Origin of the sequence: uncultured Hymenobacter sp., assembly GCF_964242765.1 — a bacterium.
In the GTDB taxonomy this organism is placed as follows: Bacteria; Bacteroidota; Bacteroidia; order Cytophagales; family Hymenobacteraceae; genus Hymenobacter.
Genome location: NZ_CAXTBM010000015.1, coordinates 12,718 through 39,428 on the forward strand (window position 1 = coordinate 12,718; position 26,711 = coordinate 39,428).

General features: G+C 55.8%; 28 protein-coding genes. 13 read left to right on the top strand and 15 right to left on the bottom strand.

Annotation, left to right across the window (positions count from 1 at the left end; translation table 11 throughout):
* Positions 1-46 precede the first annotated feature (46 nt).
* Entirely contained in the window at positions 47-409 is a 363-nt protein-coding gene (locus ACFE7X_RS08380; protein ID WP_375435222.1) for a hypothetical protein, read from the bottom strand.
* A 183-nt stretch (positions 410-592) separates the two neighbouring features.
* On the opposite strand from ACFE7X_RS08380, the gene ACFE7X_RS08385 reads away from it, so the two are divergent.
* Entirely contained in the window at positions 593-1,615 is a 1,023-nt protein-coding gene (locus ACFE7X_RS08385; protein ID WP_375435223.1) for an SPASM domain-containing protein, read from the top strand.
* Positions 1,616-1,831: 216 nt separating this feature from the next.
* On the opposite strand, the gene ACFE7X_RS08390 is transcribed toward ACFE7X_RS08385, so the two are convergent.
* The 8 genes from ACFE7X_RS08390 to ACFE7X_RS08425 all read right to left on the bottom strand — a co-directional run bounded on the left by ACFE7X_RS08390 (position 1,832) and on the right by ACFE7X_RS08425 (position 9,238).
* The gene (locus tag ACFE7X_RS08390) at positions 1,832-3,127 is read right to left on the bottom strand and encodes an erythromycin esterase family protein (protein ID WP_375435224.1); all 1,296 of its coding nucleotides are present in this window, start codon (positions 3,125-3,127) and stop codon (positions 1,832-1,834) included.
* Positions 3,128-3,223: 96 nt separating this feature from the next.
* The gene (locus tag ACFE7X_RS08395; protein WP_245120223.1) at positions 3,224-3,565 is read right to left on the bottom strand and encodes a hypothetical protein; all 342 of its coding nucleotides are present in this window, start codon (positions 3,563-3,565) and stop codon (positions 3,224-3,226) included.
* Between the two features lie 435 nt (positions 3,566-4,000).
* A complete protein-coding gene (locus ACFE7X_RS08400; RefSeq protein WP_375435225.1) occupies positions 4,001-4,804 on the bottom strand; it encodes an inositol monophosphatase family protein in 804 nt (267 codons plus the stop codon).
* A 444-nt stretch (positions 4,805-5,248) separates the two neighbouring features.
* Positions 5,249-6,946: an apolipoprotein N-acyltransferase gene (lnt, locus tag ACFE7X_RS08405; protein ID WP_375435226.1), complete on the bottom strand. Its 1,698-nt coding sequence runs from the start codon at positions 6,944-6,946 to the stop codon at positions 5,249-5,251.
* Positions 6,947-6,974: 28 nt separating this feature from the next.
* Complete coding sequence (gene rsmI, locus ACFE7X_RS08410) at positions 6,975-7,691, bottom strand: 16S rRNA (cytidine(1402)-2'-O)-methyltransferase (RefSeq protein ID WP_375435227.1); 717 nt, start codon at positions 7,689-7,691, stop codon at positions 6,975-6,977.
* A 129-nt stretch (positions 7,692-7,820) separates the two neighbouring features.
* On the bottom strand, positions 7,821-8,072 hold the full coding sequence (locus tag ACFE7X_RS08415) for a 4a-hydroxytetrahydrobiopterin dehydratase (protein ID WP_375435228.1): 252 nt from the start codon (positions 8,070-8,072) through the stop codon (positions 7,821-7,823).
* A 121-nt stretch (positions 8,073-8,193) separates the two neighbouring features.
* Positions 8,194-8,553, bottom strand: coding sequence for a DUF4870 domain-containing protein (locus ACFE7X_RS08420; RefSeq protein ID WP_375435229.1), 360 nt, complete (start codon positions 8,551-8,553; stop codon positions 8,194-8,196).
* A gap of 121 nt (positions 8,554-8,674) precedes the next feature.
* Positions 8,675-9,238, bottom strand: a complete 564-nt coding sequence (locus tag ACFE7X_RS08425) for an NADAR family protein (RefSeq protein WP_375435230.1) — start codon at positions 9,236-9,238, stop codon at positions 8,675-8,677.
* A 181-nt stretch (positions 9,239-9,419) separates the two neighbouring features.
* Here ACFE7X_RS08425 and ACFE7X_RS08430 point away from each other — a divergent pair, with 181 nt between their 5' ends.
* The 3 genes from ACFE7X_RS08430 to ACFE7X_RS08440 all read left to right on the top strand — a co-directional run bounded on the left by ACFE7X_RS08430 (position 9,420) and on the right by ACFE7X_RS08440 (position 11,057).
* Entirely contained in the window at positions 9,420-9,932 is a 513-nt protein-coding gene (locus tag ACFE7X_RS08430) for a hypothetical protein (protein ID WP_375435231.1), read from the top strand.
* Positions 9,933-9,996: 64 nt separating this feature from the next.
* A complete protein-coding gene (locus ACFE7X_RS08435) occupies positions 9,997-10,212 on the top strand; it encodes a hypothetical protein (RefSeq protein ID WP_375435232.1) in 216 nt (71 codons plus the stop codon).
* A 146-nt stretch (positions 10,213-10,358) separates the two neighbouring features.
* Entirely contained in the window at positions 10,359-11,057 is a 699-nt protein-coding gene (locus tag ACFE7X_RS08440; protein WP_375435233.1) for a metallophosphoesterase family protein, read from the top strand.
* 103 nt (positions 11,058-11,160) lie between these two features.
* On the opposite strand, the gene ACFE7X_RS08445 is transcribed toward ACFE7X_RS08440, so the two are convergent.
* From ACFE7X_RS08445 to ACFE7X_RS08455, 3 genes are all read right to left on the bottom strand, one after another.
* Positions 11,161-11,901, bottom strand: a complete 741-nt coding sequence (locus ACFE7X_RS08445) for a TIGR04283 family arsenosugar biosynthesis glycosyltransferase (RefSeq protein ID WP_375435234.1) — start codon at positions 11,899-11,901, stop codon at positions 11,161-11,163.
* Between the two features lie 70 nt (positions 11,902-11,971).
* Positions 11,972-12,757 (bottom strand): hypothetical protein, encoded by a 786-nt coding sequence (locus ACFE7X_RS08450; RefSeq protein WP_375435235.1) that lies wholly within the window; start codon positions 12,755-12,757, stop codon positions 11,972-11,974.
* Positions 12,758-12,902: 145 nt separating this feature from the next.
* Positions 12,903-13,397 carry a hypothetical protein gene (locus ACFE7X_RS08455; protein WP_375435236.1) on the bottom strand — a complete coding sequence of 165 codons (495 nt, stop codon included), beginning with the start codon at positions 13,395-13,397 and terminating at the stop codon, positions 12,903-12,905.
* Positions 13,398-13,788: 391 nt separating this feature from the next.
* Here ACFE7X_RS08455 and ACFE7X_RS08460 point away from each other — a divergent pair, with 391 nt between their 5' ends.
* Together ACFE7X_RS08460 and ACFE7X_RS08465 are read left to right on the top strand one after the other, a co-directional pair.
* Positions 13,789-14,436: an RNA polymerase sigma factor gene (locus ACFE7X_RS08460; RefSeq protein ID WP_375435237.1), complete on the top strand. Its 648-nt coding sequence runs from the start codon at positions 13,789-13,791 to the stop codon at positions 14,434-14,436.
* Complete coding sequence (locus tag ACFE7X_RS08465) at positions 14,423-15,934, top strand: TonB family protein (RefSeq protein WP_375435238.1); 1,512 nt, start codon at positions 14,423-14,425, stop codon at positions 15,932-15,934. Before ACFE7X_RS08460 ends, ACFE7X_RS08465 begins: the two co-directional genes overlap by 14 nt.
* Positions 15,935-16,031: 97 nt before the next feature.
* Here the strand turns inward: ACFE7X_RS08465 and ACFE7X_RS08470 are convergent, their stop codons facing one another.
* On the bottom strand, positions 16,032-16,280 hold the full coding sequence (locus ACFE7X_RS08470) for a hypothetical protein (protein WP_375435239.1): 249 nt from the start codon (positions 16,278-16,280) through the stop codon (positions 16,032-16,034).
* Positions 16,281-16,475: 195 nt separating this feature from the next.
* On the opposite strand from ACFE7X_RS08470, the gene fumC reads away from it, so the two are divergent.
* The 7 genes from fumC to ACFE7X_RS08505 all read left to right on the top strand — a co-directional run bounded on the left by fumC (position 16,476) and on the right by ACFE7X_RS08505 (position 22,210).
* Positions 16,476-17,879, top strand: a complete 1,404-nt coding sequence (fumC, locus tag ACFE7X_RS08475) for a class II fumarate hydratase (protein ID WP_375435240.1) — start codon at positions 16,476-16,478, stop codon at positions 17,877-17,879.
* 104 nt (positions 17,880-17,983) lie between these two features.
* Entirely contained in the window at positions 17,984-19,045 is a 1,062-nt protein-coding gene (locus ACFE7X_RS08480; RefSeq protein WP_375435241.1) for a DHH family phosphoesterase, read from the top strand.
* Positions 19,046-19,122: 77 nt separating this feature from the next.
* A complete protein-coding gene (locus ACFE7X_RS08485) occupies positions 19,123-19,722 on the top strand; it encodes a GNAT family N-acetyltransferase (protein ID WP_375435242.1) in 600 nt (199 codons plus the stop codon).
* A gap of 28 nt (positions 19,723-19,750) precedes the next feature.
* Positions 19,751-20,113, top strand: coding sequence for a diacylglycerol kinase family protein (locus tag ACFE7X_RS08490; RefSeq protein ID WP_375435243.1), 363 nt, complete (start codon positions 19,751-19,753; stop codon positions 20,111-20,113).
* A 243-nt stretch (positions 20,114-20,356) separates the two neighbouring features.
* A complete protein-coding gene (locus ACFE7X_RS08495; RefSeq protein WP_375435244.1) occupies positions 20,357-20,830 on the top strand; it encodes a DUF6970 domain-containing protein in 474 nt (157 codons plus the stop codon).
* A 147-nt stretch (positions 20,831-20,977) separates the two neighbouring features.
* Positions 20,978-21,481 (top strand): DinB family protein, encoded by a 504-nt coding sequence (locus ACFE7X_RS08500; RefSeq protein WP_375435245.1) that lies wholly within the window; start codon positions 20,978-20,980, stop codon positions 21,479-21,481.
* Between the two features lie 108 nt (positions 21,482-21,589).
* Positions 21,590-22,210 carry a thioredoxin family protein gene (locus ACFE7X_RS08505; protein ID WP_375435246.1) on the top strand — a complete coding sequence of 207 codons (621 nt, stop codon included), beginning with the start codon at positions 21,590-21,592 and terminating at the stop codon, positions 22,208-22,210.
* Between the two features lie 224 nt (positions 22,211-22,434).
* On the opposite strand, the gene ACFE7X_RS08510 is transcribed toward ACFE7X_RS08505, so the two are convergent.
* Both ACFE7X_RS08510 and ACFE7X_RS08515 read right to left on the bottom strand, forming a co-directional pair.
* Positions 22,435-23,277 (bottom strand): DUF4382 domain-containing protein, encoded by an 843-nt coding sequence (locus tag ACFE7X_RS08510; RefSeq protein WP_375435247.1) that lies wholly within the window; start codon positions 23,275-23,277, stop codon positions 22,435-22,437.
* A 111-nt stretch (positions 23,278-23,388) separates the two neighbouring features.
* Positions 23,389-26,463 (bottom strand): AsmA-like C-terminal region-containing protein, encoded by a 3,075-nt coding sequence (locus ACFE7X_RS08515; protein ID WP_375435248.1) that lies wholly within the window; start codon positions 26,461-26,463, stop codon positions 23,389-23,391.
* Positions 26,464-26,711 lie beyond the last annotated feature (248 nt).

Here is a 26,711-nt window from a genome sequence, read left to right on the forward strand (position 1 = left end):
GCAACGAGAGGCGCTTTTGCGCAGTAGCTAGTAAGGCAGCAGTGGATTAGGCCGTCCGGAAACCAGTAGCCTGCTTGATTCTGCGTTCATTACCGGAGGCGGGGTCGGCATAGTTATGCTCACCTACTTCTATCGATACCTTTTTGCCTAGCAGTTGCTTGGTATCAAGGTCTTTGCCGGCTTCAGGATGAATGCCAACAGCGGCATAGAGTGAAAGTAGAATAGGCATAGCGGTGGGAGAAGTGTAGAACCGCTGCGTAACAAAGCCGTCCTCGTTCTCCATGCGGGCCGCAAAGAACGGCACGTTCTGGTGCTCACTGGTCCCTTCTTGAATGTCAGTTATTTCGACCGTATGGCGGCCGTCGGGTAGAAAACCTTTATCCTGGCCTTCTTCAACTTGAATTTTCATGGCTCGTCAACTATAGATGTAGATCCTTATACGGCCGCCAAGTTGTTTAGGTTTTTGCTAACAAAATTAGTTGCAAGATGTGCGCTATAGCTACGAGTCAAGTTGCCATAATGAGGCTTGGCGGCTTCTTACAGCTTGGCTTGTAAGTAGTGTTAGGCGTCTACGGTCTACCTTTACGGAGCTATGGCTTCTCTGCTCACTGATTCGCTGAATTTCTTATCGAAAGCTACTCCGCGCCGGGTGTGGAATACGGCCCAGGTACTAGGTGGATATGCGCTAAGCAAACTAACGGGCAAAGCCCAGCATTGGGGGCTGCCAGTGGCGTTGTCCTTCGAGCCGACTACTAGCTGCAACCTGCGCTGCCCGGAGTGCCCAAGTGGTTTGCGTTCCTTCACGCGCCCGACTGGGATGTTGCCAGATGAGCTGTTCCGGAAGACCATAGATGAAGTAGCCGCCCGGCTGTGGTACTTGATTTTCTATTTCCAAGGCGAACCGTATCTGCACCCCAACTTTCTGGAGTTAGTGAACTATGCCTCTCGCAAAGGCATCTATACCGCCACGAGCACCAACGCCCACTACCTCAACGATTCTAATGCCCGCCGCACTGTGGAAAGCGGGCTCGACCGGCTGATTATTTCCTTGGATGGCACCACGCAGGAGGTGTACGAACAATACCGCGTGGGCGGCAAGATTAATAAGGTATTGGAAGGCACCCGCAACCTGATCCGGTGGCGCAAGGAACTGAAGTCGAGTACGCCGCGGGTGGTGTTTCAGTTTCTGGTGGTGCGCCCCAACGAGCATCAGATGGAAGACGCCCGGCAGCTGGCCCGTGAAATGGGCGTGGATGATGTGTGGTTTAAAACCGCACAGATCTACGATTATCAAAACGGCTCCCCGCTTATTCCTACCATCGATTACTACTCGCGCTACGAAAATACGGGCAACGGCACCTGGCAAATCAAGAACCGGCTGCGCAACCATTGCTGGAAAATGTGGCACAGCTGCGTCGTCACTTGGGACGGATTGGTGGTGCCTTGCTGCTTCGATAAAGATGCGGAGTATCGCCTCGGCGACTTACAAGCGCAAACTTTCCGCCAACTCTGGCACGGCACCCAGTACCGCGACTTCCGGGCCTCCTTGCTCAAAGGCCGCGACCAAATCGAAATGTGCCGCAATTGCACCCAAGGCACCAAAGTGTGGGGCTGAGTGAATGGGTTGGTTGAACGGGCGGACTAACTGAGCAGGAATTGTGATTCTGTACCCTATCCGAACGCTCGATATACCGGCGCGTACGCTTGAGCAGCTAGCAGCGCAATCAGTAAGCTCCAGCGAGCAGAAATAAAACAGAAAAGACCCGTTTTACCCTGTTTGCATACCGCCTACCCTCTAGTTATCGGGCGCGTAGCATAAAGCCAAGACCTCTTATACACCTGACGGATACAAATCCGGGGGAGTGTTTTCGTCGGCGTGCGTGGGGAGCGGGTGGAGCGCCTGCGTCTGGTCAATGAACAGGAAAGCGTCGTAACGGTCGGGGATGATGGAGGGCACGTAGTTGCCGAATCGCTCGAACTCCGGCCGGTACACTACGCCAATGGCCCGGTGCCCGATGGGTTGCTGAAGGGCTTTTTGGTCATGCAGCTCCGAGGAAAGCAACAGGGCATTGTCGCCGGCTAGCTGCTGATGAAGTTGGTGCTCCCATGAGTCGCGCGGGGCGGCGGGCACGGTCATTTTTTCGGGAGTGGCGCCCCATTTTCTGCCGGCAATAACGGAACCCTCGTACGAGCCGAAACCCGCAATAAACACGTTTTCGCGGCCGTATACCTCCCGGGTTAGCTGCCCAACGTTCACCATGTCTTCGCGGCGCATATCGGTGTAGCGGGCATCGCCGACGTGGGTGTTGTGTTCCCAAATAATGGCTTTGCTGTCGGGGCCGTGCAGGTCGAGCAGTCGGGTGAGAGTTTCCATCATGTGGGTGTCGCGCACGTTCCAAGAGGCGGAGCCGCCGCGCAGCATGGCCCGGTAGTAGCGCTCGGCATTTACGGCCACCAGCGCGTTTTGGTCGGCTCCAAACTTCGCTTCCCGGTCGGCTAGCCCATCGGGGTGCTGGGTAGCCGTTTGCTTGCGCAGAGCGCGCAACATATCAGTTACTTCGTCTTGGCAATCGTCGGAAACGAAGGCAATAGCCTGGGCATATTCCTGCGGGTCGTTGCCGTAGGGCTCGAAGCACTGGAAAGCTCTTTGCGCCGCCTGTACGGCCCCGTCGCCTTGCTTCTCCACGTAGTGCAGTATCTCCTGCAACGATTCCCACAAGCTGTACACATCCAACCCGTAGAAACCCACTCGCTGCTCAACTGGCTGTTGGCGGTTGTGCGCGTGCAGCCATTCTACGAGGCCCGCAATTTCCCAATTGCCCCACATCCAAGTAGGCCAGCGGTTGAAAGTGCGCAGCAATTGGGGTACCGAGCCATACGTCACCTCGTCCTTTTTAATGGCGGCATTCACCTCGAAACAATCCGGCCAATCACCTTCCACCGCTATAAACTGAAAGCCTTTCTCTTGGATTAGTCGCTTGGAGATGGTCGAGCGCCAGGAGTAGTATTCGGCCGTGCCGTGCGAGGCCTCGCCAAGCAATACAATACGCGCATTGCCAATGGCTTGCATGAGTGGGTCGAGGTCGGAAGCGGTGCGGAGTGGGTGGGTGGGAAGAGCAGTCTTCATTGTTGTAGTCGAGATTGGGAAGAGCAGAAACAGCAGAGTGCGCCCCGAAGCAGTTCGGGGCGCACTCTAGGGGCAATGATGACAGGCAGAAGAAGCTTATTTGTGCTCTTTCTTTAAATTCTTGCCTAAGTCTTCGACTTGCTTGAGGAAATCGTCGGTATCGGTGTCGGCGTACACGCCGTAAGCCGAGGAAATGGTACCCCGAACGCCATCGGCAGTTTCAAGGGCATACAGAATAGACATGTCATCCGGGTCACTCTCGCCCTCAAAGCGGTAGAAGTCTACAATAACTACCTCGTTGGGGGCATAGCTCTTGCTCCGCTCTTCGCTGAGGGTGTGCAGGCGACCTTCAGACACACGAAAATCAGCAGTGAAACCATCCTTACTGAGCTTCTCTTCCACTTTCATGAGTGAGCGTTCTTCTTCTTTGTCTTGCATGATGGTAGAGTTCGGTTGGAAAGCTGAAGCATTAAGAGGGCGTTAAAACAAATCCCCGTACCGGCTATACGGAGCCAGTACGGGGGCAGGTTGCCAAAAATATAGAAAGTGAAATACCTAGCTACTTTGTAGTGCGACTAGCTGCCGCCTCAATCGTGCGTTGCAACCGGTCAACGTCGATAGTACCGCAAGCGCCACCACAGCCCTTGGCGCAGCCCGTCGAGGATCTATCAAAAAAGGCCCGCCAGAAAATGCGCCCTACGTAAAAGGAGGCCCCGGCAAAAAGCAGAACAATGATGACTGTCTGAATCCACATGATGCCAGCAAAACTACAACATGGCAGGAAAAGTTTACCTCACTGCTTCGCTCCTTTTCAAAAGCGAGGCAAGCTAGCTTGAGTTTCAGCACGAGCTTTGGAGGGGGCGTTAGTCCAAGCTACGCCTTCACCTGCCAGAACTCTCGAACAGTGTCTTGCACTTCCTGGTGAATGTGGCCGTTGCTGGCTACTAGCTCCCGACCAAAAACAGGGTCGCCGTCCTCCAGAAACTGCGTGACGCGGCCCCCGGCTTCGCGCACGAGCAGGATACCAGCGGCTACGTCGTAGGAGTTCAGGTTGAACTCGAAGAAGCTCTCGAAGCGCCCGGCTGCTACATAGGCCAGATCGACGGCGGCGGACCCCAGGCGACGAACCCCGTGCGAGCGTTGCATGAAGGCACCTAATAACTGCAAGTAGCTGGGCAACTGTCCGAATTGGTAGTAGGGAAAGCCGGTGGCAACCAAGGAGCCACCAAGATCAGGAATGTCGCTGACGTGAATCGGAATTTCGTTGCAGAAGGCCCCGGAGCCGAGGGCGGCCCGGAAGCATTCGTCGCGGTTCACTTCGTACACTACCCCGGCTACCAGCTCTTGGTGGTGCATCAGGGCCACGCTCACGGAGTAGCAAGGCAGGCCGTGCACAAAATTGGTGGTGCCGTCGAGCGGGTCGATAATCCAGTTGTATTCGTCGGCTTGCTCAGCGCCCTCGGTGCCTTCCTCGGTGATAAAGCCGGCCTCGGGCAGCAACTCGCGCAGCCCAGCTACGAGCAGCTTCTCCGTTTCCTTGTCAACATAGGACACTAAGTCGTGCAGGCCTTTGGTTTCGACGCGGCCCCGGTCGAAGGTGGCGGCTTCTTGGCGAATAAACTGACCCGCATGGCGAGTAACGGCGGCTAGCTGAAAGCTGAGTTGATTGAAATCCATAAGGCGAAATAAGGCAGAAGCATACACTTGTGCCGTGGTGATATCAGATAAATAGTCGAATCAGTGCTGCGAATTAAAGGGAATCCACTGACCATCCACTAGCTTTTCATAGCTCCCCCATTGCGGGCTACCTTCAGCGCGACCTTCTATACGTACGGGCGCAATCCAGTCTTGCTGACAATGTTCTAACGGGTTCGAAATAACCACCCAGTCAGTAGCAGCAACATCGTACTCTGCTAAAGTCGTGGCTTCAGCGTCAGCAACAGTTTCGTACCACAAGTCCCACAAACATTCTGTGTCGTCTAGCCTGTCATAGCCAAACAAGTATACGCCATTCTCGGTGGCGTGAAGCATCAGCCTGACTACTTCTGTCTTGGGGCTTCTGAGCTGAGCCGTTTTCCGCATTCTGATTGGTGGTCAGATGTTGTATGACACAAACCAAAGCTACGCTACGTTCTTACTGAACCGCCGCACCAGCACAAAGGCCAACAGCAACACCGCCAACACCTGCGTGGCTGGCCCGATTAGGTCGCCGTGCTGCACATAGAAAGTTAGTTCTTGGTTGAGGTGTACGGTGTGGCGGCTAACGGCTTGTACCCACCAGGCGGTGCGCGTCAGGACTTCGCCCTTCTGGTTGATAAAGCCCGAAATGCCGGTATTGGCGGAGCGGGCAATGTCGCGGCGGGTTTCGATGGCGCGGAGCGTGGCGTATTGGAAGTGCTGCCTGTGGCCGGGCGAGTCGCTCCACCAACCATCATTGGTGATGATGCCAATGAGCGTAGCTCCGTTCTTGACGTATTCGGCCATGAAGTCGCCATACACCGACTCGTAGCAAATAGAAGGAGCGAGGCGCAAGGCCGGGGTGGTGGTTTCGAACACAGTGCGCTCCGTTTGGCTGCCGTACGAACCCACCGTACCACCCAAGTCGATGTTGGCAATTAGCTTGGTAAGCGCCACGGGTACTTTCTCCACGCCCGGCACCAGGCGCGACTTGTGGTAGAACGTAACCGGCGCGGCCGCACTCGGGAAGTGAACCGCCGTGTTGAAGACGTCATAGTACCCAAGGTCGTCGCGAAAGCGGGCGGTAGGGGTAGCCGTTTCCTTGTTGCTGCCGTACATCTTGATGCTGGTGATGCCCGTAATCAGCTCGATGCCAGGGTGTTGCGCGAGCCAGCTGCGGAGGCGTACTACTTTGGGATTGGTTTCGAAGGTCTGCTCGAAATACGATTCTTCCAGCGCCGTTTCGGGCCAGAGTACTAGCCGGGTTTGGGGCGTCAGTTGCTGCTCGGTAAGGCTAATCAGGCGGTTGAGTTGCTGGTCGTAGGGAATAAAGTTGGGGTTGCTGCTGAATTTCTCTAGAAACGGGTCTACGTTGGGCTGCGCAACCACTACCTCGGCCGTTTCACCTTTCTCCTGATAGGTTGCCCCAATGAAATACGAGAGAAGAACAGGCAGGAGCACGGCCACTATCGGCGCCAACCAACGCGCCGCCAACGGCCGACTAAGCGGAGCTCCACTAGACTGATGGATACCAGAAGGCTGGCTGCCACGAGTAGAGGGCGTTGCACTTTGTAACCCGAACCAGGCGCGAAACACCAGAATGCTCACCACCCATATCCACAACGAGCCCCCCAGAAAGCCGGTATACTCGTACCATTGCACCCATTGATTGGCTTGCGCGAAGCCGTTGCCGAGCGTGAGCCAGGGCCAGGTCAGGTCCCAATGCAGATGTAGCTGCTCGAAGGCAATCCAGTAGATGGGCAGCGAGAGGTAGCCGAGCTTGGGGCCGGCCAGCCGCTTGGTGTGGTAGAAGGCCATGGTGGGAAGGCACATCAGCAGTGCATTTAGCACCACAGCGGCAATACCGCCGCCTAACGTGCTGAAGCTCACCCACCACGTAGTGAAGGCATTCCACAGCACCAGCAACAAATACGTGTAGCGAAACACTTTCCAGCCACTAGCGCCGCGCTGCGTGAGTAGCTGCTCCATGCGTAGATAGGGCACCCAGGCCACCAGCAACACCGCTGCCAGCATTGCAGGGTGCACCGGCCAGCCTAGCCACAATAGCCCGGCTCCTAACAAAGCCAACAAGCTCGGCTGCAAATACGCAAGACGCGCCGAGGCGCCAGTGACCGAGGCCACGGGTATTTCTGATACGGATACAGAAGGTTTAGTCAGCACGACGTTCTTCTTTAAGGTCTTTTTGGCCCTGAACTACTAGTACAATTTCTCCTTTGATGCTGGTGCGGGCCGCGAAGTTTGCGGCTAGCTCCGCCAAGGTGCCGTTCACCGTTTCCTCGAACAACTTGGTTAGCTCTCGGCTCACCGACGCCTGCCGGTCGGGCCCCAGTGCTTCGGCCAGTTGCTCCAGCGTCTTCACTATCCGGTGCGGCGACTCGTAGAAAATCATGGTGCGAGTTTCCGGAAGTAGCTCGCGCAAGCGGGTTTGGCGGCCCTTTTTCACCGGCAAAAACCCTTCGAACGAAAACCGCTCGGCCCCGAAGCCTGACTTGAGTAGCGCCGGCACAAACGCCGTAGCGCCCGGCAAACATTCCACTTTGATTCCTCGTGCCAGGCATTCTCTTACCAACAAAAAGCCCGGGTCGGAAATTCCGGGCGTGCCTGCATCCGAGACAAGTGCCATGGTTTCGCCGCGTTCCAGTCGTTCTAGCAGGCGCTGTACTTGCTGGTGCTCGTTGTGAAGATGGTAGCTAAGCATGGGCTTCTTCAGCCCCAGGTGCTGGAGTAGGCGGCCGCTGGTGCGGGTATCTTCGGCCAGCACCGTATCCACTTCGCCTAGTACCCGAATAGCGCGCAGCGTAATATCCTCGAGGTTGCCGATAGGAGTAGGGACTAGGTAGAGTAGCGTCGGGGTGGGTTCTGACATAGACGCAAAGGTAGGAAAGCGGCAAGTGAGAAGTAGCGGGAAGCGCCGCCTGCGGTACCGTCGGACAACTCTGGCGCAACGGCGCAGCAGTCAGCAGCAATGCGTGCAGGCGGCGCTTCCCGCTACTTCTTACGGCTTGGCCCCGTGTTGTTCGGCCAATTCGTCGATGGCTTCGGCCAGCCGATGGTCCCGCTTGGTTACGGTGTTGCCGGTGTCGTGGGTGCGCAGCCGGAATTCGACGGTACTATACTCGTTGGCCCACCACGGATGATGGTCGAGCCGTTCGGCGGCGGCAGCTACGTCCGTCATGAACGCAAAAGCCGTTTTGAAATTGGGGAAGCGGAACGTGCGAGTGAGGGCATTGTCTTGTTCAATCCACATAGACGGGACATGATTCACTGTTAGACAAGCACTTAGCAAGGTCGTAGAACTAAGGTGTCTAGCGTTTTGAATAATTACTAATTACTAGTCGTTGCGTTCTAGATAGCCTACAGTTGGGCGGCTACGTGAAGAAGCGAATGGAAAGCGGGTACGGCCACAGCACGCCGTCGTTGGCTTTTACAGCTCCAATAATGGGAAATATCACCGACAGCAACCCCAGCACGCCCAACAACGGAAAGCCGATGAGCACAAACACCAGCATCCCGCTGATGACGCCATAAAGCAAGGCACTGAGCAGCCAGTTGACTACCACCTTGCCGTGCGCGTCGATGCCGGGCAACTCGTCTTTCTTGATCTGCCACAGCACGATTGGCAAGATAAAGCCCGCGCCTGGTACCAGTACCCCGGCCAGCAGCGACAGATGCAGAAACAGCGCCCATTGGCGGGTTTCCGCTTCGGATGAGGACAGTGGTTGAGCCATGAGTTCGAGCTGAAGTGGAGAGGATGCTGGCAAGTAAAGCAAAAATCCGGGTATCAGCTATGTTGTTAGCAATCAGATTTATATCTCGGTTTATGGGGCCAAAGCTCGGCGGGCCGGTTGCTTATTTAAGCAGTTCTCGTACTGCCATCAAGGCAAAGCCTAGCAGATTGAGGCCTTGCCACTCAGTGGGGTCGCTGGCGTGCGGGCTATCTTGCGCCAGTCCAATGCCCCAGATGGTGTCAACAGGACTAGCCTCGACGAGGACGCGGGAGCCGGTCTGCCGAAGAAACTCCCGTAGCGCCGGGTGCTGGCTGAACTTGGCGACATTGCCCTGTACCACAATGTCGAAGCGAGCAGCATCCCAAATGCTCTCATCAAAATTTTGTACAGTGCGCCCTAGCTTTTTGGCTTCGTTGGGATGAGTGGCCTTGAGAATGGCGAGGCGGGTAGCATCGTCGCCGAACAAGCGGGCTTTTTCGGCCATCATGTAATGCTCAGTGGTAGCATAGGTGTTGCCATCGAGAGTGAAAGCTGCCGGATACCATTGGCTGAAACACTCTTTGCCCACGGCCCCACTTGGCTGGCCGATATAGCCCCAGAAAAACACATATTTCAACGACTGACCCGCTTCAAGATGCTGGCGCAAACACTCGACAGAGCGGATAGGTGGTAGCGTGGTGAGCATGGAAGCAGATGATAGCAGGATTGAAAACGAATGTAGGTGGTAAGGACAGATACTTGCTAGAATCTTCAAACCCAACACAAAGCAGGCGCGAAAGCAGATGTAGCATCTGAACCTAAACCCAAATTCGCAAACCACAGTACACATTACTTTCCTACCTCTCCATCAAGAGTCTACAACTCCTATGGCTATCGACCCTAAAAATCGTCCCGTCCGCGTTATCAACGACGATACTACCGACCAGGAACTGGCCGCTGGCCATATCACCCCCGGTGGCGACCCACCCAAGAACGAAGATGCCCGGGGGGGCTTCGGTAACCGGGAAGGCAAGGAAGGCTACGGCACCGACTCTAGTACCGGCATTACGGCCCTTGGGGTAAACCGCAATGCCGATGCCACCGACCTTCCTCCCGACAATATCCGCTCCGACGAACAAGGCCGCGACGTTCTCTCCAACGAGGACATTCCTGACCCCGATCTGCTTGCCGATGACGTCCCGATTGAAGCCCGCCGCCCCGTTGATGAGCTGGATGCCGACGACGCCCGTTCCGGCCCCGACGAAATGCAAGACCCCAACTCAAGGGTAGGCATGGGCCAAATGGAACAGCCGCAGCCCAACAACGACGTGCTGGCCCGCCAAGGCACCAACGCCGACCTCACCGACCCCAACGCTACTGATACGGCCATCGACCAATAGCCGTAAGCTAATCGGAAGCGTCTTAATCTGTTGCTCTACCTCATCACCTTAAACTTCCACAGCCATGCCCTACAAAAGCAATAATACCAACCACCAGTCCAAAGAAAACCACGGCAGCCCAACGCAAAGCGAGCAGCCTAAAGCCGCTGGCAACTTGCCCGTAAACGACCGGGACGAGCAAACCGAAGAGCAACTTCAGCAGGAAGCCGAGGATGCCGGTACCCGCCACCCCAACCGCAACCTCGATAAGCCTGAGCTGGATAAGCCCCCTTATAGCTAAGGCCAGCTGACACGTAAAAAGGCACCTTCCACCTCGGGAAGGCGCCTTTTTTCTGAGCGAGTTAGTGTTGTTGTCCTAGCAAGCGCATCTTGTGGCGTAGTTCACTGGCTGCCGTTCTTCCGTCCTCTTGCTCTGTTCTGATACTTATGGCCCGCTACGTTACCACCGACTTGCATGGCTGCCTGCAAACCTTTCAACACTTACTGGAGCACGAACTAAAGCTATTGCCGGAAGACGAGCTATTTGTACTCGGCGACTACGTCAACAAAGGGCCCGACAGCCGCGGGGTACTCGACTACCTGATGGCGCTGCCGAAACGGGGGTTGCGGGTGTATTGCCTGCGCGGCAACCACGACCAAGAACTGCTTGATGCCGCCCGAGGCTTTCATGACCTCACGTGGGCCTCGGCTGCCGACCGGCAGCTTACCTTGGAAAGCTTCGGCGTGACTCGCCCCGAAGATATTCCGGCCCCCTATTTAGCCTGGCTTGATGACTTGCCTTACCAACTCGACATTCCAGGCTTCACGCTGGTACACGCCGGCTACAACTTCCGTTTGCCTCCCGACCGAATGCGCACCGACTGGCACACGATGCTCAACATCAAGCAATTCGCCTTCGATGCCGCCCGTATGCAGGGCCGGCGGCTGCTACACGGCCACGTACCTACGCCCACGGCCGAAGTGCAGCGCCAAGCCCGAACTCAAGCCCAGGTTATCAGCCTTGATACGGGTTGCGTGTACCGGCACAACCCCGAACTGTCTCACCTAGCGGCCCTCAACCTCGACTCTTTCGAGTTGACTTTACAGCGCAATATAGAACCGCCCTATTCTATTGCCCGCCGCTAAAGAACGTTTTAGTTTTTTGTGGCAAGCAGTCCAGTTGAAGTGAGCAGTAACTTGCAAGCCATACTATAGAGAAGCGGCTACCGTGTCTTGCTAATGTGCTGACTCACACTTTATCCTGCCGGATTAGGGTGCGATACATAGTAATAAGTTTTTGCTGGGAAGCGCCCAACCGGTGCATCATCGTAATTAAATAGTAGATGCTTTGAAGCCGCCACACGCCGTTTTCACGGTACTTACGCGCGGAAGTGACAATGGGCCCCCGCAGGATCTGAAACGGCGCAATACGCCGGAGCCGCCGCGTGATTTCCTGGTCTTCCAACACCACCATATCTTCCCGGTAGCCACCAACCTGAGTGAACACGTCGCGTCGCGCAAATAAACTTTGGTCACCGAAGCGAAATAATTCAAAGGGGAAGCGAGTGAACCAAGCATTCACTTTCAAAAACCAACTTGGATGGTCGAAGGCCAAGCGGTAGCAGCCAGCCCCGCTGCCCTGCGCCACGGCAACGCTTATTTCCTGGCTGAAATTAACGGGCGGATACGTGTCAGCGTGCAGGAAATAAAGAATGTCGCCGGTGGCATGGCGGGCGCCAAAGTTGAGTTGGGCAGCGCGCCCTTTGCGTGGACATAGCACCACACGAGCTCCTGCCTGCCGGGCCACCGCGGCCGTGTTGTCGGGACTATCTGCGTCGGCCACTATGATTTCCAGCGCGTTATCCGAGTTAGTGGCCGCCTGAAGATAGTGCACCAACTCGCCAATGCAGTCCGCTTCCTTGTAGGTAGGAATGACTACACTGATGGAAGCGAGGGTAGTAGAAGCTGCTTGAGTGGAAGCAGGATACATAGGTGTTCGAGACTAGGAAAGCGCCCCTTAGCTGATGTGCCAGCCCAAGAGCGCCACCACCGGCTCGTAACTAGTCACGGGGGAGCAGCACCTCGGCACGCAACACTTGCTGGGCATGCAACTGATACGGATTTTGCGGATCGGTGGCGACGGCTTGCAGGTTGGTGCGGGCTTGGGGCAACTGGCCGGTGCGCCATTGCGCCATTGCCAAGTGGTAGCGGGCCTTGCCTGCCAGCGCCGAAGCCGGCTGCTGGGTGGCGCGGGTAAGGTAGCTGCGGGCTGCCCCCGCTTCTGCGTGCTGCAACAGGGTCACGCCGGTGTAGTAGAGTAGCGTGTCGTTGGCAATAGTGGAAGCGGAAACACGCCGTAGGGAGTGGAGTGCCGCCGGATAGTGACCGGCCCGATACTGACGCATGGCATCAATCAACAGCGGACTGTTGGTGGTTTGCGCAGCTACTTCGGTTAAGCCAGGATCGGGCACGTAGTAGCGGGCCCAAACTTCTTCGGCGTTGAGGGGGCGAGGCCGCAACAGCAGCCATAAGCCAAGGCCCAGCACCAGAGCCACACCAGCGGCTACCAGCCCCCACTTGACGCGGGGGAAAGAGGAACGGGCCTGCATACTGGCTAACGCTACTTGCCGTTCGTCGAGGCGCTTGTCGAGGTTGCGGAGGCGGTGCCGCAGTGTTTCGTGGCCGGCCACCCAGCGCAAATCGGCGGTGAACTGCTCGTATTCCTCGTACGCCGCGCTCAGCTTTTCGTCCTGCGCCAGCCGCAGCTCAAATGCTTCCTGCTCCGCCTCCGACAGTTGCCCGTCAGCGAAGCGTTCCAGTTCATCTAAATAAGGGCGCAGGTCCATAATTCGTATTGATTGATTTTTAAGCGTTTATAGCTACTTGATAAGTGGTAAGGATAGTCGGCCAAACAAAGAATAAGTCTGGTTATAAAACCACTTGATTCGTGTAGTGAGGCCCTCGTTAACTCGTTAAGCAGTTCCTAGTTCTCTAGTGATTTGACCGTAAATGCAGTTCATATAAGCGGCGTAAGCAGCTGGATTTCTGTAGCCGGCCCACCGTAGCATTGGCGAATCCCATCTTGCCCGCTAGTTTTTTGAAGTTGTGGCCCCGGAAGTAAAAGAACATCAGTACCTGCTGGCAGTCGGGGCTAAGCTGTCCGAACAACCCTAACAGGTGGCGGCGGCGGCTGGCTTCGGCGGCCGGTAGAGCCGTGGTGATAGCCGCTTGGGGGAGTTGGTCGGCCATGCTGTACAAGTGGGCGCGCAGGTCGGGCGGAAGCTTGGTTAAGCGCCCGTCGGCCACTTGGTTGTAGAACTCGACCAGTATGGAGCGCAACAGTTCGTGGGCAGCAGGGCGCGCCAGCTGGTGGTGCTGGCGCGCCCACTCCGCAAAGTCGTCGCGGTGGTCCTGATAGAAGTTGATCAGGAAAGTCTGGTTGCCCACGCGCAGGTGGGTCAGCGTATCGGCAAGCGGCTGTGGCACGGCACCAGGAAAAAGACAAAAATTAAAGCCTGCTTCAACAAATAGCAGGCGAAAAACGGAACAAGATAGTGCTCAATTACGGTAGCGATGCAGTAACAAACAGGCTTTTTAGGGGCCAGATGGCCTGTAAGTGCAAGATTCGCCGTAGCAGACAATTCAATAAAATCTCTGTGCAATTAGCGCCGCTGTAGTTTGCCAGATTAGTGCCTTACTCGCTTGGCTCGCGCTTCCTAATTAGCCGACAAAGGGTCCAACTTAGGAGTTAAACCTGAAGCCTGAGTGGGGGGCCAATCAGGCATTAGTCCCGCAACGCCAACCGACGTATCTTGGCAGGGCAGCTAGTAGCTGGCGAGCCGAAGGAAGGCAGCCAGCGCTATACTTGCTTTATGCTATGTTCTTCAAACGCCGCCCCAAGTCACCAACCGAGCTATCCGACGAGGACTTGCTGGCCCGTTACCGCCAGCACGGCGAAGTGGCCGACTTGGGCGTGTTGTATGAGCGCCATATGCCGGAGGTATTTGCTATTTGCCGGCGGTATTTGGGGCCCGGTGAGGCCGATGCGCAGGACGCCGTGATGCAGCTCTTCGAGGTGCTAGTAGAAAAGCTGCGGCATCATGAAGTCGCCAACTTCCCGGCTTGGCTGCATGCTACGGCCCGCAACCACTGCTTGATGGCACTGCGGGCCCGGCAGCGCCCCGGCCCCGACCGAGGGGGAACACTGGTGCTGCATTTTCCGGATGCAGCCGGTATGGAATCGGTAGTGGCGGAGCATCTAGACCCTGAGGACCCCGACGAAGCCACTTTCATCGAAGCCCGCCTTCAAGCCCTCGAACTCGCTTTAGGCACTCTTCCCGATGGACAACGACGATGTTTGGAGCTGTTCTTTCTAGAAAAGAAATGCTACCGCGACATCAGCCAGGAAACCGGCTACGACCTGAATACGGTAAAAAGCCACTTGCAAAACGGTAAGCGCAACCTCAAGCGCCACCTCGAATCTTCACCGCCCACTACGTCTTTCTCTTCTGATGCGGCCCGCTGACCAATCTCCTGCTCTACTGTTCCCCGATTCATCGGGGGGGCAACACCTGCCGATGGCAGTGCTGCGGCAGTACGTGGCCGGTGCGCTGTCGGCCGCCGAGCAACACCGCGTAGAAGCGCACACACTGGCCTGCTCCCGCTGCGCCGACGTACTCGAAGGTCTCTCCCAAACCGACCTTGCCACCACCGACCAAACCCTGGGTGAGCTGCAAGCCCGCTTGCGGACCCGCATAGCCCAAGAGAAACCCGATACTGCACCCGTAGTACCCATGTGGCCCTGGCGGCAAATGGTAGCAGCGGTGCTCTTGCTGCTCGTAAGCACCACTGTTTGGCTGGGAGTACGCCGAACCACCGAAGGGCCGGCCGCTGCCTCGGAAGTGGCTATGCGTCAACCGACAAGAAGTTCAGAGCGAATAGTGGAGCCTCCGCTGGAAGCTGCTTCGGCCTCACCGGAATCCATGGCACAAGCCGAAGTAGCTGACCAGGCTATAGCCTCCGCGCCAGTGCCGCTAGAGAGAAAAACGGGCCAAGCTTCGGCGAAGCAGCCACGCATAGCCTTGCAACCAAGGCGTCAGCAAGGCGAGGTTGCAGCAAAAGCACCAGCGGCCGTTGCCCTTGCCGAAGTGGTTGCAGCAGGCACGCCCATTGCAAATGGCACTTCCGAAAAGAGCAAGGATTCTGATGCAGATGTTGCTGCCGATACGGTGCAATTGGCTCTGAGCAAAAAAGCGCCAGTCGATGACGAGAAGCAGGCGGCCTACTCCAGAGCAACGTCAACTCCCGAATCCAAACTCACTGGGGCGGCTAAACTAGCTCCAAAGCAGGCCGCGCCGACTTCGGAACCAGCAACTAGCAATAGTTTAGATGGTCGGGTTACGTCGGCGGTATCTGCTCCGGCGGGCATGCGAGTTATAAATGGCCGCGTCACGGACCGTAGCGGTGGCGCCCCTCTACCTGGAGTGACGGTTTTAGCCAAGGACACTAACCTAGGAACCAGCACGGCGGCTGATGGCTCCTTCTCGCTAGTGGTACCTGAATCGGTGAAGACCCTAACCTTCCATTCCGTTGGGTTCACCTCCTCGGAGCAACGCCTTGCTTCAACCGACAGCATGGTGGCCTTGGCCCTTGCGCCCGATACCAAGTCGCTGAACGAAGTGGTAGTGGTGCGCCGCGAACGGCCACCTGCGCCCGTTTCTATTGGCGCCCTACCAGCGGGTGGCTATAAAGCATTTCAGGAGTACCTGAAAAAGGAACTAGAGTACCCGGAGAAGGCGCTCAAGGAAGGCAAAGAAGGAACTGTTAAACTTAGCTTTACGGTGGCCGAAGATGGTAGCCTTCAAAATACCAAGGTGGTGCGTGGCGTTTCCGAAGAGTGCGACGCCGAAGCTATCCGCCTGCTCATGGAAGGCCCCAAATGGTATCCCGCAATCCAGAAAGGGCGGCGTACGGCCCGCGCCGTGGAAGTCAGCGTCCCTTTCCGACCAGAAGACCATAGATGAATTCATAGACATGAAACGGGAAGGCTGACGTTCAAGCTGCGTTATTCGCGCCAACAAGACATCAACCTCCCCATTTCATTGCTTTAAACCTTGTTGTCTAGCCGCTGTAGCCGCCGCCGCTTTCGGGCTCGGTGGCACTGCCGCCCGGCTTCTCGGGCTGCGGAAGGTCGGATTCGGTTTTGATTTCCACGTCACTGTAGTCGGGGGCACCGTTGCCGGCTGGCACAGGCTTCTTTTCGGTGGAGTTTTCGTCCGAGGCAGGCGTAGTTGCTGGCGCTTGGGCAGTCGTTGGGGTAGTAGAAGGCGTGGCTAACGCGTCGGATTCTGATTCAAAGGTTGTTTTCATAACGCAAAAGAAAGAGTGGTTAGGCGGTTGTACGCAAGACCCTTGTTGCCTGACTATATCAAATGAAGATGAGCCCACCGATAACAGAATTTTGAACTAGCTACCCCGGAGCCCTGTGCTCTGTGTACTTTTGCTCCCCGTCACTTAGAGCCCGGCATTCCAAAACAGTCACTTCCTCACCTAATCACCCATTTCATGCAGTTCCGCACCGAGAAAGACACCATGGGTACCGTCCAGGTGCCCGCCGACGCCTACTACGGCGCCCAAACGCAGCGCTCCATCGACAACTTTCAGATTGCGCAGGACATCAACCGGATGCCCAAAGAAATTATCCGCGCCTTCGCCTACCTCAAAAAAGCTGCCGCTCTCACCAACCGCGACGCCGGCATCCTGCCGGCCGAGAAAGCCGAACTGATTGGCCGGGTGTGCGACGAAATTCTGGAAGGCAAGCTCGACAAGGAGTTTCCGCTGGTGGTGTGGCAGACGGGTTCGGGCACGCAGTCGAACATGAACGTGAACGAGGTGGTGGCTTACCGGGGCCACGTGCTGCAAGGCGGTCAGCTCAGTGACGAGAAAAAGGTGCTGGCCCCCAACGACGACGTAAATAAGAGCCAGAGCAGCAACGACACCTTCCCAACGGCCATGCACATTGCGGCCTACAAGATTCTGGTGGAAACCACGATTCCGGACATTGAGAAGCTGCGCGATACGCTACGCGCCAAGAGCGAGCAGTTCATGCACATCGTGAAAATCGGGCGCACCCACCTCATGGATGCCACCCCGCTGACGGTAGGGCAGGAGTTTTCGGGCTACGTGTCGCAGCTCGACCACGGCCTACGCGCTATCAAGAATACACTGGCGCACCTTTCGGAGCTGGCTTTGGGCGGAACTGCCGTTGGCACGGGCATCAACACGCCTCCCGGCTACTCCGAAAACGTAGCCAAGCACATTGCCGACCTAACGGGCCTGCCCTTCATTACCGCTGAAAACAAGTTCGAGGCCTTGGCCGCCCACGACGCCATTGTGGAAGCGCACGGTGCCCTCAAAACAGTGGCCGCCAGCCTGATGAAGATTGCCAACGACACCCGCCTGTTGGCTTCGGGCCCGCGTGCCGGCATCGGCGAGCTGCACATCCCCGACAACGAGCCCGGCTCCAGCATCATGCCCGGCAAGGTGAACCCCACCCAAGCCGAAGCCATGACGATGGTAGCCGCGCAGGTAATGGGCAACGACGTAGCCATTAACATCGGCGGCATGAACGGTCACTTTGAGCTGAACGTGTTCAAGCCGGTTATGATTTACAACTTCCTGCACTCCGCCCGCCTCATCGGCGACGTGTGCGTGAGCTTCAACGACAAGTGCGCCACCGGCATCGAGCCCATCGAAGCCAACATAAAGAAGCACGTTGACAGCAGCTTGATGCTGGTAACGGCCTTGAACCCGCACATCGGTTACTACAAAGCCGCCGAAATTGCCCAAACCGCCCATAAAAACGGTTCGACCCTGAAAGAAACCGCGCTCCAACTTGGCTACCTCACCGAAGACCAGTTCAACGAGTGGCTGAAGCCCGAGGACATGGTCGGCGAAATCAAGAAGTAGGCCAACGGATATGTTAGAAACGATCTTCTAGCCGATAGCCTAAACCTTAACAGCGTACTTCACGAACAACGAGCAGCTGACTACTAGGTTGGCTGCTCGTTTTTATGTCTGCTTATCCCGAGTTCGTAGCCCCGTTTCGTGCTTTTCTAGATCAGATTCCAGCGGCGGGTCACGTAGTGGTGTACTGCCACTTTGATGCAGACGGACTAGCGGCCGGGGCTTTATTTGGGCGCGGCTTGAACCGCATCAATCCAGGGTGGCAGGTGGAGGTTTTACCGTCGGGCAAGGGTGAGAATGCCTTCCTGACACCGAGCGTCCACGAAATGCTGCTGGCCCGGAAACCCGACGCACTCATTGTCACCGACTTGGGGGTGCACGAGCACGGCACGCTGGAAACGGCTGGAGTGCCGGTACTTTACGTCGACCACCACATCCCGGAAGTCCTGCCCCCAACTGGTAGCACGGTGCTTACCGGCTACGGCCTCGACCCGGTGCCCTGTTCGGCGTGGCTGGCTTACGAACTACTGGCCGCCGAAGCGGATATTACGGACCTGCGGTGGGTGGCGGCCATCGGCATTCTCTCCGACCTCGGCGACCAAGCTCCCTGGCCGCCCCTGGCTGAAACCAAAAAGCAACACACGGCCAAGTGGCTGAAGGAAGCCGTAGCCATGTGCAATGCCGCCCGCCGCGCTGGGTCCTTCGACCTCGAATTGCCTCTGCGCTACCTCTTACACGATGAAAACCCGCGCGGCCTAGCCCAAGACGCCACGCTGGCCGGTTACCGTGCCGAAGTAGCCGCGGCCCTCGCCGTGGCGCGCAAGCTGCCGCCGAAGTTTCCGCCGGCGGGTCCGGCCGCGTCGCCAGTTGCGCTAATCACCATCGACTCACCCTGCCAGATTCATCCACTTATTGCGCAGCAATGGATCCAGCGCCTGCCCGACCGGGTGGTACTGTGTGCCAACCTGGGCTATTTGCCCGATGGCGTAGTTGCCGTGTCGGGCCGGGCCGCTAGCCGTGACTTGCACATCCCCAATATATTACGCAAAGCTTTTGCCCGCATTGGTGCCGTGCCGCCCGCAAATTTTGCGCACGGTCATCCGCAGGCAAGTGGTGGCCACTTGCCTGCGGCGCAGTACAAGTTGCTATTACAAGGCCTCGGGTTTTAATGCAGGCACTGCCAACTACCTGCTCTCGAATCTTTTTTAGGCATATTTGACAATGCCTTACTTCAGTTGCTGACGCTATGGATTTCTCCCAGGACATCATTCTCGAAAACAACCGCATTCTACTGCGGCCTTTGGCTGCTACGGACTTTGAAGACTTGCAAGCCGTTGCCTTCGAGCCCGAACTGTGGCAGTACACCCTTACCCGCGCCGACGACCGTATCAGCCTGGCCGCCTACATAGCTGCCGCCATACACGGACGGGAACAGCAGCAGCGTTACCCCTTCCTGATTATCGATAAAGACACCGACCGAGTGGCTGGCAGCACCAGCTATTACAACATTGATCTGGAGGAGGCGCGCCTTTCTATTGGCTACACCTGGATAGGCACCGAATTTCAGCGCACGGGCCTAAATCGGGCCGCGAAATACCTGCTGTTTCGGCACGCTTTCGAGGTGCTTGGCTGCGAGCGGGTGGAACTGGAAACTGATGCGCACAACCAGAAGTCGAGGGAGGCTATGCGACGCATGGGGGCCACCGAAGAAGGCGTCCTGCGCAGTCACCGCTACACCCAAAGCGGCCGCCGGCGCGACACCGTGATTTTCAGCGTCATCAAGCCCGAGTGGAACGTGTTGCGTCAGGGCGCATTCCGCGAATTTGACGCTCGTGAATCAGCCTAATTTGCCGCCCCACCGCTTTCCAGGCGCAATGCGTCGTCGGGTCGCTAGCTTCGGCTATGCGTTTCGAGGCGTGGCCGCGGCCTTGCGCTCGGAAATCCATTTGCAGTTTCATGCCGTGGCTACGGTTGTGGTGATTGGGTTGGGATTTTATTTCCAACTAAGTTGGCTGGAGTGGGCACTCGTCGCGCTGGCGGTAGGCGTGGTTTGGGGGCTGGAGTTAATGAACACTGCCGTAGAAGCCGTCGTGAACTTGGTGTCGCCGGAGTACCATTCGCTAGCCGGACGAGCCAAAGACGTGGCCGCCGGCGCCGTGTTGGTAGGAGCCGTAGCGGCCTTAGTCGTAGGACTGTTGATATTCGGACCGCGGGTGTGGGCGCTGTTTACTGCCTAGTCTTTAAAGAGTGCTGCTAGAAGTAAGTAGGCGGCCATAGCAACCGTAGCTGCTTTAGTTTCCGAGAAGGTGCATGTTGCAGATTATAAGCTATATACCGCTGTATTACTTATCGAGGTATCAGGTGTAAGCTGAAGCTTAGGTTGCCCTTACAGAACCCTGTGCTTCAGCGGGCGTAAGCTGACGGTTGGGCTCGCGCTTTAGATGAGCCTGCTACTTTTTGCGTCTTCTTTTCTTCGCCTTATGCGTTCCTCTCTCTTTCGGTCGGTTCCTGTAGCAGCGCTGTTCTTCCTCGGCGTGGCTTGCCAACGGAATGTGGTTGTAACCACCCCGACGGATACGCCTGCCACAGGCAGTACTGGCAGCGTCTCTACGCCCGCCCCAACTTCGCAGAATACGACCACGCCCGTACCCGACGGCACGATGGTACAGTTCGACACTGCTGCTAGGCCCGGCTGGTTGGAGGCCCGCATTCAGAAGCTGTCGGCAGAGCCTCGGCAAAACCCGCCCGCTCGCATCATGCGCTACCGTTTCGAAGACCAAGTGGTGTATTATGAAACCTTGGGCTGCTGCGACCAGTATTCCAACCTCTACGACCAAAACGGAAAAGTTATTTGTCATCCCGAGGGTGGCATTACGGGCAAAGGCGACGGGAACTGCCGCTATTTCACCAAACGCCGCACGGAGGAAAGGTTGGTTTGGCAAGATTCCCGCTAGCAAAACGGAGTTTGGGTGGCAGATTCTCTCTTCCCACGCATTTACGCCAAGAGTTGTTCCAAGAAACTTCTTAGCTGTCAAGCGAACAACTTAAACCGGGAAGCACTTTCCTCTCCGTATTTTCAGGCAAAATTCAAGACTAATTTCATGATAAATACCAATGAAAAGCTGGGGGCCTACAACGTATGGGCCAATACTACCTTGCTTAATCACCTCGATCAGCTTGTAGCCAACGGTGCCACGCTTCCAACTGGCGGATTGCGCATTTTCAGCCACGTACTCAATGCACAAGCTATTTGGCTCGGTCGCCTCACGGCCACGCCTAGCCCCGTGAAAGTATGGCAGGAGCATGACCTAGCCACTTTGCACCACTGGCACGAGCAGACTTCCGAACGGTTTCATCAATATGTTGTCAATGCCGACGAAGCAGAATTGCAACGTTTGATTTCGTACACCAATTCTATCGGAGAAACCTACACCAGCCAAGTATCCGACATCTTTACGCACGTACCCGTGCATGCCAACTACCACCGTGCTCAGGTGGCGAAAGAGTTGCGTGCCGCTGGTCTCGAGCCCATCAACACTGACTTTATTACCTACTGCCGCGAGCTATCGGCAACGACAGCTATGGCTGATGTACCGAGCTTGTAAGACCCAAGAAGAAGTGGAGAAAAGCCCTTTTTGGCGTCGATTTCGACTATCAAAAGGGGCTTTTCTTTGTTGTGGAGTATCTGTATTCGATTAATATCAACCGTACTCATGCTTAACCCACTAGTTGTCCCTGTACTCACGCCGGAGCGCCTGCAGGCAGCTCATACCTACGCCAGTTACCGCCAGTTGATTGATGGCCTGCTGGCTCAGGACTTAACCACTGGTCCTCAGCAGTCCGACAAGCTTACAGAGTACACGCGCCTCAATGTGCAGCGGATGCAGCGCATCGACAAAGTGGTACGGGTACTACCCGAATTGCAAGCAGCTTTAGCCAACTTGCGTCAGGAATACATCGGTTTGGTTATTACGGAAGGATGGTGCGGAGATGCAGCGCAGATCGTCCCCGTGCTGGAAGCGGTAGCGCAAGCCAGTGTTGGCAAGCTCAGCACCCGCTACCTACTCCGCGACGACAACCTCGACCTGATAGATCAGTATCTCACCAACGGTACTCGCTCTATTCCCAAGCTGGTTGTGCTGAGGGCTGACACGCTTACGGAAGTAGCAGGTTGGGGTCCGCGCCCGGTACCAGCCCAAGCGCTATTGTTGGACTTGAAAGCCCAAGGCGCCACCCACGAAGAATACGCCGAGAAGATTCATGGCTGGTATGCCCAGAACAAAACCCAAGCCACACAGCAAGAATTGTTGGCACTGATACAAGGTCTTGAGTAATTGTAATACCACTGAAAAGCGAAAAACCTCTTCCCTTAAGCAAGGGAGAGGTTTTTCGCTGTCAAGCTCTAAGTTATTAGCTGTACTTGAAGCCAGTAACTAAGAGGCAGGTATAGGTAGTAGATTGTATTATATAATATATCTGTTAAAAAGTATTTATATAGATGAAAGCTATTCTGTAATAACTATATGGTCTAATTAGCTAAGTGTGGTAAGTGGAGTGTTTATTGAGTAAGTGACGTTGAGCCTAAATCGGTAACTTGTTCGTTAACAACAATGATGCTAGACTTCACCGCATTCTTGTAAGCAGGCTGGCCGGTTGGGGCCGTAGTGGTTGGGAAAAACTCAACCCGGTAAGTGCCAGAGGGCAAACCGCTCAGTTGGTAAGCGCCGGCTGCGTCGGCTGCCGTGCTAAAAGTATCGGCTACAGTTACCGAGGAGCGGATAGCCAGCACTTGAGGCCGGGCGGCGGCCGGAGCAACCGTGCCCCGCAGACCGGCGCGCAAATCCTGGGCAACTACTCGGATAACAGGCTTCAGCAAATACCGCTCTTTTCTGTCGTTGTTGGGCCGCCAGTTGCCGCGCTCTACCACCGATTTGGCCACGTCGAAGTCTAGCAATAACTGGAACGTTTCACGCTCCTGCACTGCGGCTTTATCGAGTTTGAGCTTAACACCGGAGGTTTGTCCACTGGGCGTCTTCAAGTCGTAGCGCAGGCCGTCTTTACCTATAACGTAGCTATCAGGGCCAAGCTTCAAGCGGATTTCTTTCAAGTCACCAGGCTCGAAATCGGTGTCTACCAGCAGCGCTGAGCGGCCGTTCACGTACTCAAGTACATTGATGGCTTGGGCTTGGAAGGGCAGGAGTTTCCAACCTTCGGGGTTGCTTTCTTCTTTGAGGTGTATTTCAATCTGCTGCACATCCAACACCACGCTTTGAAAGTCACCGGGAGCATCCATCAGCTTCACTTGCAGTTTGGAAGAGCTGGAGTTGTCGTCTTTGCTGCAGCTAGTGAAGGCTACCGTCGTTGTTAATAGCGCTAACGGAAGAAAAGTACTGAACTTCATATAGATGAATAAGAAATAAAAACGGAGCAACTCGGTGTACTTATCGCAACCTAGCTGCTCCGTTGATGGCAACAAGCGTGCCGATTTAGGCTATTTCAACAAAATAAAATTCTACTGACTTGATTTTGTGCTATCAGATGTTTCGTTTGGCTTCGGTTGATCTTGAGGGGCTGCTGCCGGCTTGGCTTTAGGTTTGCCGAATATCAGATTATTGAGCCCTTGCTTGGCTTTCGACTCCAGCTCCAGCCTTTTCTTTTCGACTTCCTGCTGGGCCTTAGCTTGCAGTTCCTGTTGCTTGCGCTGTACCTCCCGCTGAATGCTGTCCTGGGCTACCTTGGCTTGCGCCTGCAACTGGAGCTTTGCTCCATCGACTTTGGCTTGCACAATGTTGCCTACCAAGTCTTTCGCCTGCGCCTTCACGCTACCAGTGGCGAGTTTTACCACTGGGTTAGCCGCTGTGCCCCCAATATTAAGGCCGAGGGTCACCCGTTCGGTGCCTTGCAGATTCTGCACACCCGTTAGGCGAGTGAGTTGGCTGTTTAGTTGGTTGCCGAGCTTGCCGGTCGGCACGTTCAGCGCCGTTACGTACTCCAAGCCGCCGTTGCTGATGTTGTTGGAGCCGCCCACCGTCATCTTGATCTGACCCACTGTCAAATCGAACGGCTTTACAATAAAGTTGCCATTGATGATTTCAGCTGCCACATCTTTGTTGTTGACGGCGAAGCTTTTCAATTCCTGAAACTGCGTGAGGCTGCTGATCTTATTGATAACCGGCGAGCCGCTAACGGCGGCCCGCACCACCTCAAATAGGCCTTTGCCCGTGAGCGTGCTGTAGTTAGGCATCATATCGGGTCCTAATTCGCCGCTTACATTGAAGTTGGTTGAGAAGATGCCTTCCAGGTTATCAGCCAGGGGCACCATGGCCCGCACCGAGTTGAAGGCGTTGAAGGCGTTCTGGAAATCCAGGTTCTTGATGTTGAGTGCGAAGTTGAACTTCGGGTGCGCCAGGTTTTTGCTGCTATACGAGCCGTTGGTACCAAACGTGCCACCGAGCGTATTGAAGGTAAGGCCTTGCAACGTAGCTGTTTCGTCGCGCACGCCCACGGTACCTTTCACGTTATCTAGTTTGAGATTGTCGTAGATAACCTGCCCCACCGTGGTGTTGAGGGTTAAGTCAAATTCCTTCGGGATTTGTAGCACGCCATCGGCCTTGGTAGCGGTAGCGGGTGCTTTGGTAGCCGCCGTAGCGCCGGTAGTTGGCTTCGCGCTTACCTCATCTACCATCCACTCGTTCATGTTGAAGCGCTGCGAGTTAACTGTAAGGTTACCGCGCAAAGGCTGACCTGGTACAAACAGATACCCCATGTAGTTAGAGATGGTACCCGAAGCCGCTATGTCCGACGAGCCCACGAAGCCGCTCATGTCCCGAAGCACAATCTGGTTGTTGTTGAAAGTGGCCGTGGCCTTGGTCACCTTCATGCCCTGCGGCAGGTCGGGGCTCTTGTAGGTGATGTTCTGCGCATTCACCGTACCTGAATCCACCACCGTCTGGTAACGGCCCGCCTCAATGTCGGCCATGTTGCCTTTGGCGGCCACGTTGCCATTGAGGCGGCCGGTTACCGTCATGCCTTCGAGCGGGAAAATCTTGGTGAGCTTAGTTAAATCTACCACGCCCTTCACATCGGCATCGAAGCGCAGCTTGTCTACACCTTGGGTTGCTACGCGGCCTTCCAGCGGCTCACCATCTAGCAGCATCCGGAAGTTGGCAATATCAACCCGCGTGTCGTTCAACTGCCCGGTGGGGTTAAGCACGGTGCCCGTTACGACCAGATTCTCGATCGGTGCCGGGAATTGCTTGGATTTCACGTAGCCGTTAGTCAGGTTCATTTTAGCCTGCACTACGGGCATTTGCGTGCTAGAGTAGGTGCCTTTGGCCGTGCCGTCCACGAACAACTTGCCGCGCAGAGCTAGATCCTGCACCGGATACACCTTCATCATTTCCGCTAGGTCCACATTGGCTTTCACGCGGCCGTCCACCTTCATCGGCTCCAGCCCGTCAATGGCTACGTTGCCGTCAATTGGGTTGGCGCCGAGGTCCAAGTGGAACTGCTTCACGTTCACCTTCACATTGTTAGTGAAGCCCGAAGGATTGTCTACTACCATGTCCACGTTGATATTCTTAGCGGCTTGCGGCAACTGCGGGTAATGGAACGTGCCGTCTTTCACTTGCAGGTTCACGCCGTAGCCGGGCATCTTTACGTCGTTTTGCACGCCTTTGAAGTAGCCGTCAAAAGCCACTTTACCGCCCGCTTCCACATCCTTGAACTGCGCCGTGTACACGCCCGGTACCAAACTCAAAATGTTTTTGAAGTCAGTTTCAAGGGCTTTGAAAGTCAGGTCGTAGGTGATGTCGGTGGCGTTGGGTAACCCGATAGAGCCCTGGAAAGTAGCCGGGAAGTCGTTGAGCTGTACTTTGTTGTCTTTGAAGCTGAACAGCATCTTGCCCAGATCCATGGCCATGGTCACGTCGGCCGTCAGCTTTTTCTTGCTCACATACTCGGTACCGTCGTACGTCATCGAGAACTGGTCGGCGGTGGTTTCACTAACCAAGTCGAAGATGTTGCTGGCGAAGTCGCCGGAGCCGGTGTGGTTGAGCCCCCGCAGTTCCATGCTAAAAGGCAGGGTGTGGTCTTCGTAGCGAACGTGGCCGTCGGTCACCTCCCACTTGCTGATGGCTAGGTTCAAGGCGGTAGTATCCTGGCCCTTGGCTGCGGCTGCCGAGTCCGAGAGCATCACGTCCCAGTTCGCCTTGCCGCTCTTCAGCACTTTCGCGCTGATATCGGGCCGGTCGAGCACGATGCTTTTGATCTTGATTTGGTCGCCACTTACCACGCTCATCAAATCCAGTCCCACTCGGAAAGAGGGTAAGTAAGCCAACGTGTCGCGCGCAAACGAGTCTTGCCCGATCACGCGCAGCTCGTCGATGCCCAACGCTAGGTCAGGAAAGCTGCTAAATAAGCTTAGGCTGACGTTGTTAGGATCGTACTGTACCTTTGCATCTACACGCTCGGCCAATTGCTTGTCGAGCGCCTGTTTGATTTTGTCTTTGAACAGGATGGGCGTGAGGGCAATACCTGCCACCAGCACCACCAAAAGAATCAGCAACCCAATCCAGAATTTACGCATGTGTTTTAGTGCTTAGTTGATAGTGCTTGGTGCTTAGTTGACAGTGGCTGGTGTATGGCTGCAAAATGCGGTATTCCAATAACCTCCAACGAACAATGTGCCTCCTTATGGTACAGCCTGGAAATCAACCGCATCGTTTCATTGATGGCCTAAGTACGACCAACTAAGCACCATGCACTAAGTGAACGTACAAAAGTAGCAGCCCCTATCTTGTCTGCCTGGGGCGCTGGGCCAGAAAACGGGCTCAC

Coding starts and splice junctions, on each gene's coding strand:
- ACFE7X_RS08380 (WP_375435222.1), bottom strand. CDS start 409: ATGAAAATTCAAGTTGAAGAAGGCCAGGATAAAGGTTTTCTACCCGAC.
- ACFE7X_RS08385 (WP_375435223.1), top strand. CDS start 593: ATGGCTTCTCTGCTCACTGATTCGCTGAATTTCTTATCGAAAGCTACT.
- ACFE7X_RS08390 (WP_375435224.1), bottom strand. CDS start 3,127: ATGAAGACTGCTCTTCCCACCCACCCACTCCGCACCGCTTCCGACCTC.
- ACFE7X_RS08395 (WP_245120223.1), bottom strand. CDS start 3,565: ATGCAAGACAAAGAAGAAGAACGCTCACTCATGAAAGTGGAAGAGAAG.
- ACFE7X_RS08400 (WP_375435225.1), bottom strand. CDS start 4,804: ATGGATTTCAATCAACTCAGCTTTCAGCTAGCCGCCGTTACTCGCCAT.
- rsmI (WP_375435227.1), bottom strand. CDS start 7,691: ATGTCAGAACCCACCCCGACGCTACTCTACCTAGTCCCTACTCCTATC.
- ACFE7X_RS08415 (WP_375435228.1), bottom strand. CDS start 8,072: ATGTGGATTGAACAAGACAATGCCCTCACTCGCACGTTCCGCTTCCCC.
- ACFE7X_RS08420 (WP_375435229.1), bottom strand. CDS start 8,553: ATGGCTCAACCACTGTCCTCATCCGAAGCGGAAACCCGCCAATGGGCG.
- ACFE7X_RS08425 (WP_375435230.1), bottom strand. CDS start 9,238: ATGCTCACCACGCTACCACCTATCCGCTCTGTCGAGTGTTTGCGCCAG.
- ACFE7X_RS08430 (WP_375435231.1), top strand. CDS start 9,420: ATGGCTATCGACCCTAAAAATCGTCCCGTCCGCGTTATCAACGACGAT.
- ACFE7X_RS08435 (WP_375435232.1), top strand. CDS start 9,997: ATGCCCTACAAAAGCAATAATACCAACCACCAGTCCAAAGAAAACCAC.
- ACFE7X_RS08440 (WP_375435233.1), top strand. CDS start 10,359: ATGGCCCGCTACGTTACCACCGACTTGCATGGCTGCCTGCAAACCTTT.
- ACFE7X_RS08445 (WP_375435234.1), bottom strand. CDS start 11,901: ATGTATCCTGCTTCCACTCAAGCAGCTTCTACTACCCTCGCTTCCATC.
- ACFE7X_RS08450 (WP_375435235.1), bottom strand. CDS start 12,757: ATGGACCTGCGCCCTTATTTAGATGAACTGGAACGCTTCGCTGACGGG.
- ACFE7X_RS08460 (WP_375435237.1), top strand. CDS start 13,789: ATGTTCTTCAAACGCCGCCCCAAGTCACCAACCGAGCTATCCGACGAG.
- ACFE7X_RS08465 (WP_375435238.1), top strand. CDS start 14,423: ATGCGGCCCGCTGACCAATCTCCTGCTCTACTGTTCCCCGATTCATCG.
- ACFE7X_RS08470 (WP_375435239.1), bottom strand. CDS start 16,280: ATGAAAACAACCTTTGAATCAGAATCCGACGCGTTAGCCACGCCTTCT.
- fumC (WP_375435240.1), top strand. CDS start 16,476: ATGCAGTTCCGCACCGAGAAAGACACCATGGGTACCGTCCAGGTGCCC.
- ACFE7X_RS08480 (WP_375435241.1), top strand. CDS start 17,984: ATGTCTGCTTATCCCGAGTTCGTAGCCCCGTTTCGTGCTTTTCTAGAT.
- ACFE7X_RS08485 (WP_375435242.1), top strand. CDS start 19,123: ATGGATTTCTCCCAGGACATCATTCTCGAAAACAACCGCATTCTACTG.
- ACFE7X_RS08490 (WP_375435243.1), top strand. CDS start 19,751: ATGCGTCGTCGGGTCGCTAGCTTCGGCTATGCGTTTCGAGGCGTGGCC.
- ACFE7X_RS08495 (WP_375435244.1), top strand. CDS start 20,357: ATGCGTTCCTCTCTCTTTCGGTCGGTTCCTGTAGCAGCGCTGTTCTTC.
- ACFE7X_RS08500 (WP_375435245.1), top strand. CDS start 20,978: ATGATAAATACCAATGAAAAGCTGGGGGCCTACAACGTATGGGCCAAT.
- ACFE7X_RS08505 (WP_375435246.1), top strand. CDS start 21,590: ATGCTTAACCCACTAGTTGTCCCTGTACTCACGCCGGAGCGCCTGCAG.
- ACFE7X_RS08510 (WP_375435247.1), bottom strand. CDS start 23,277: ATGAAGTTCAGTACTTTTCTTCCGTTAGCGCTATTAACAACGACGGTA.
- ACFE7X_RS08515 (WP_375435248.1), bottom strand. CDS start 26,463: ATGCGTAAATTCTGGATTGGGTTGCTGATTCTTTTGGTGGTGCTGGTG.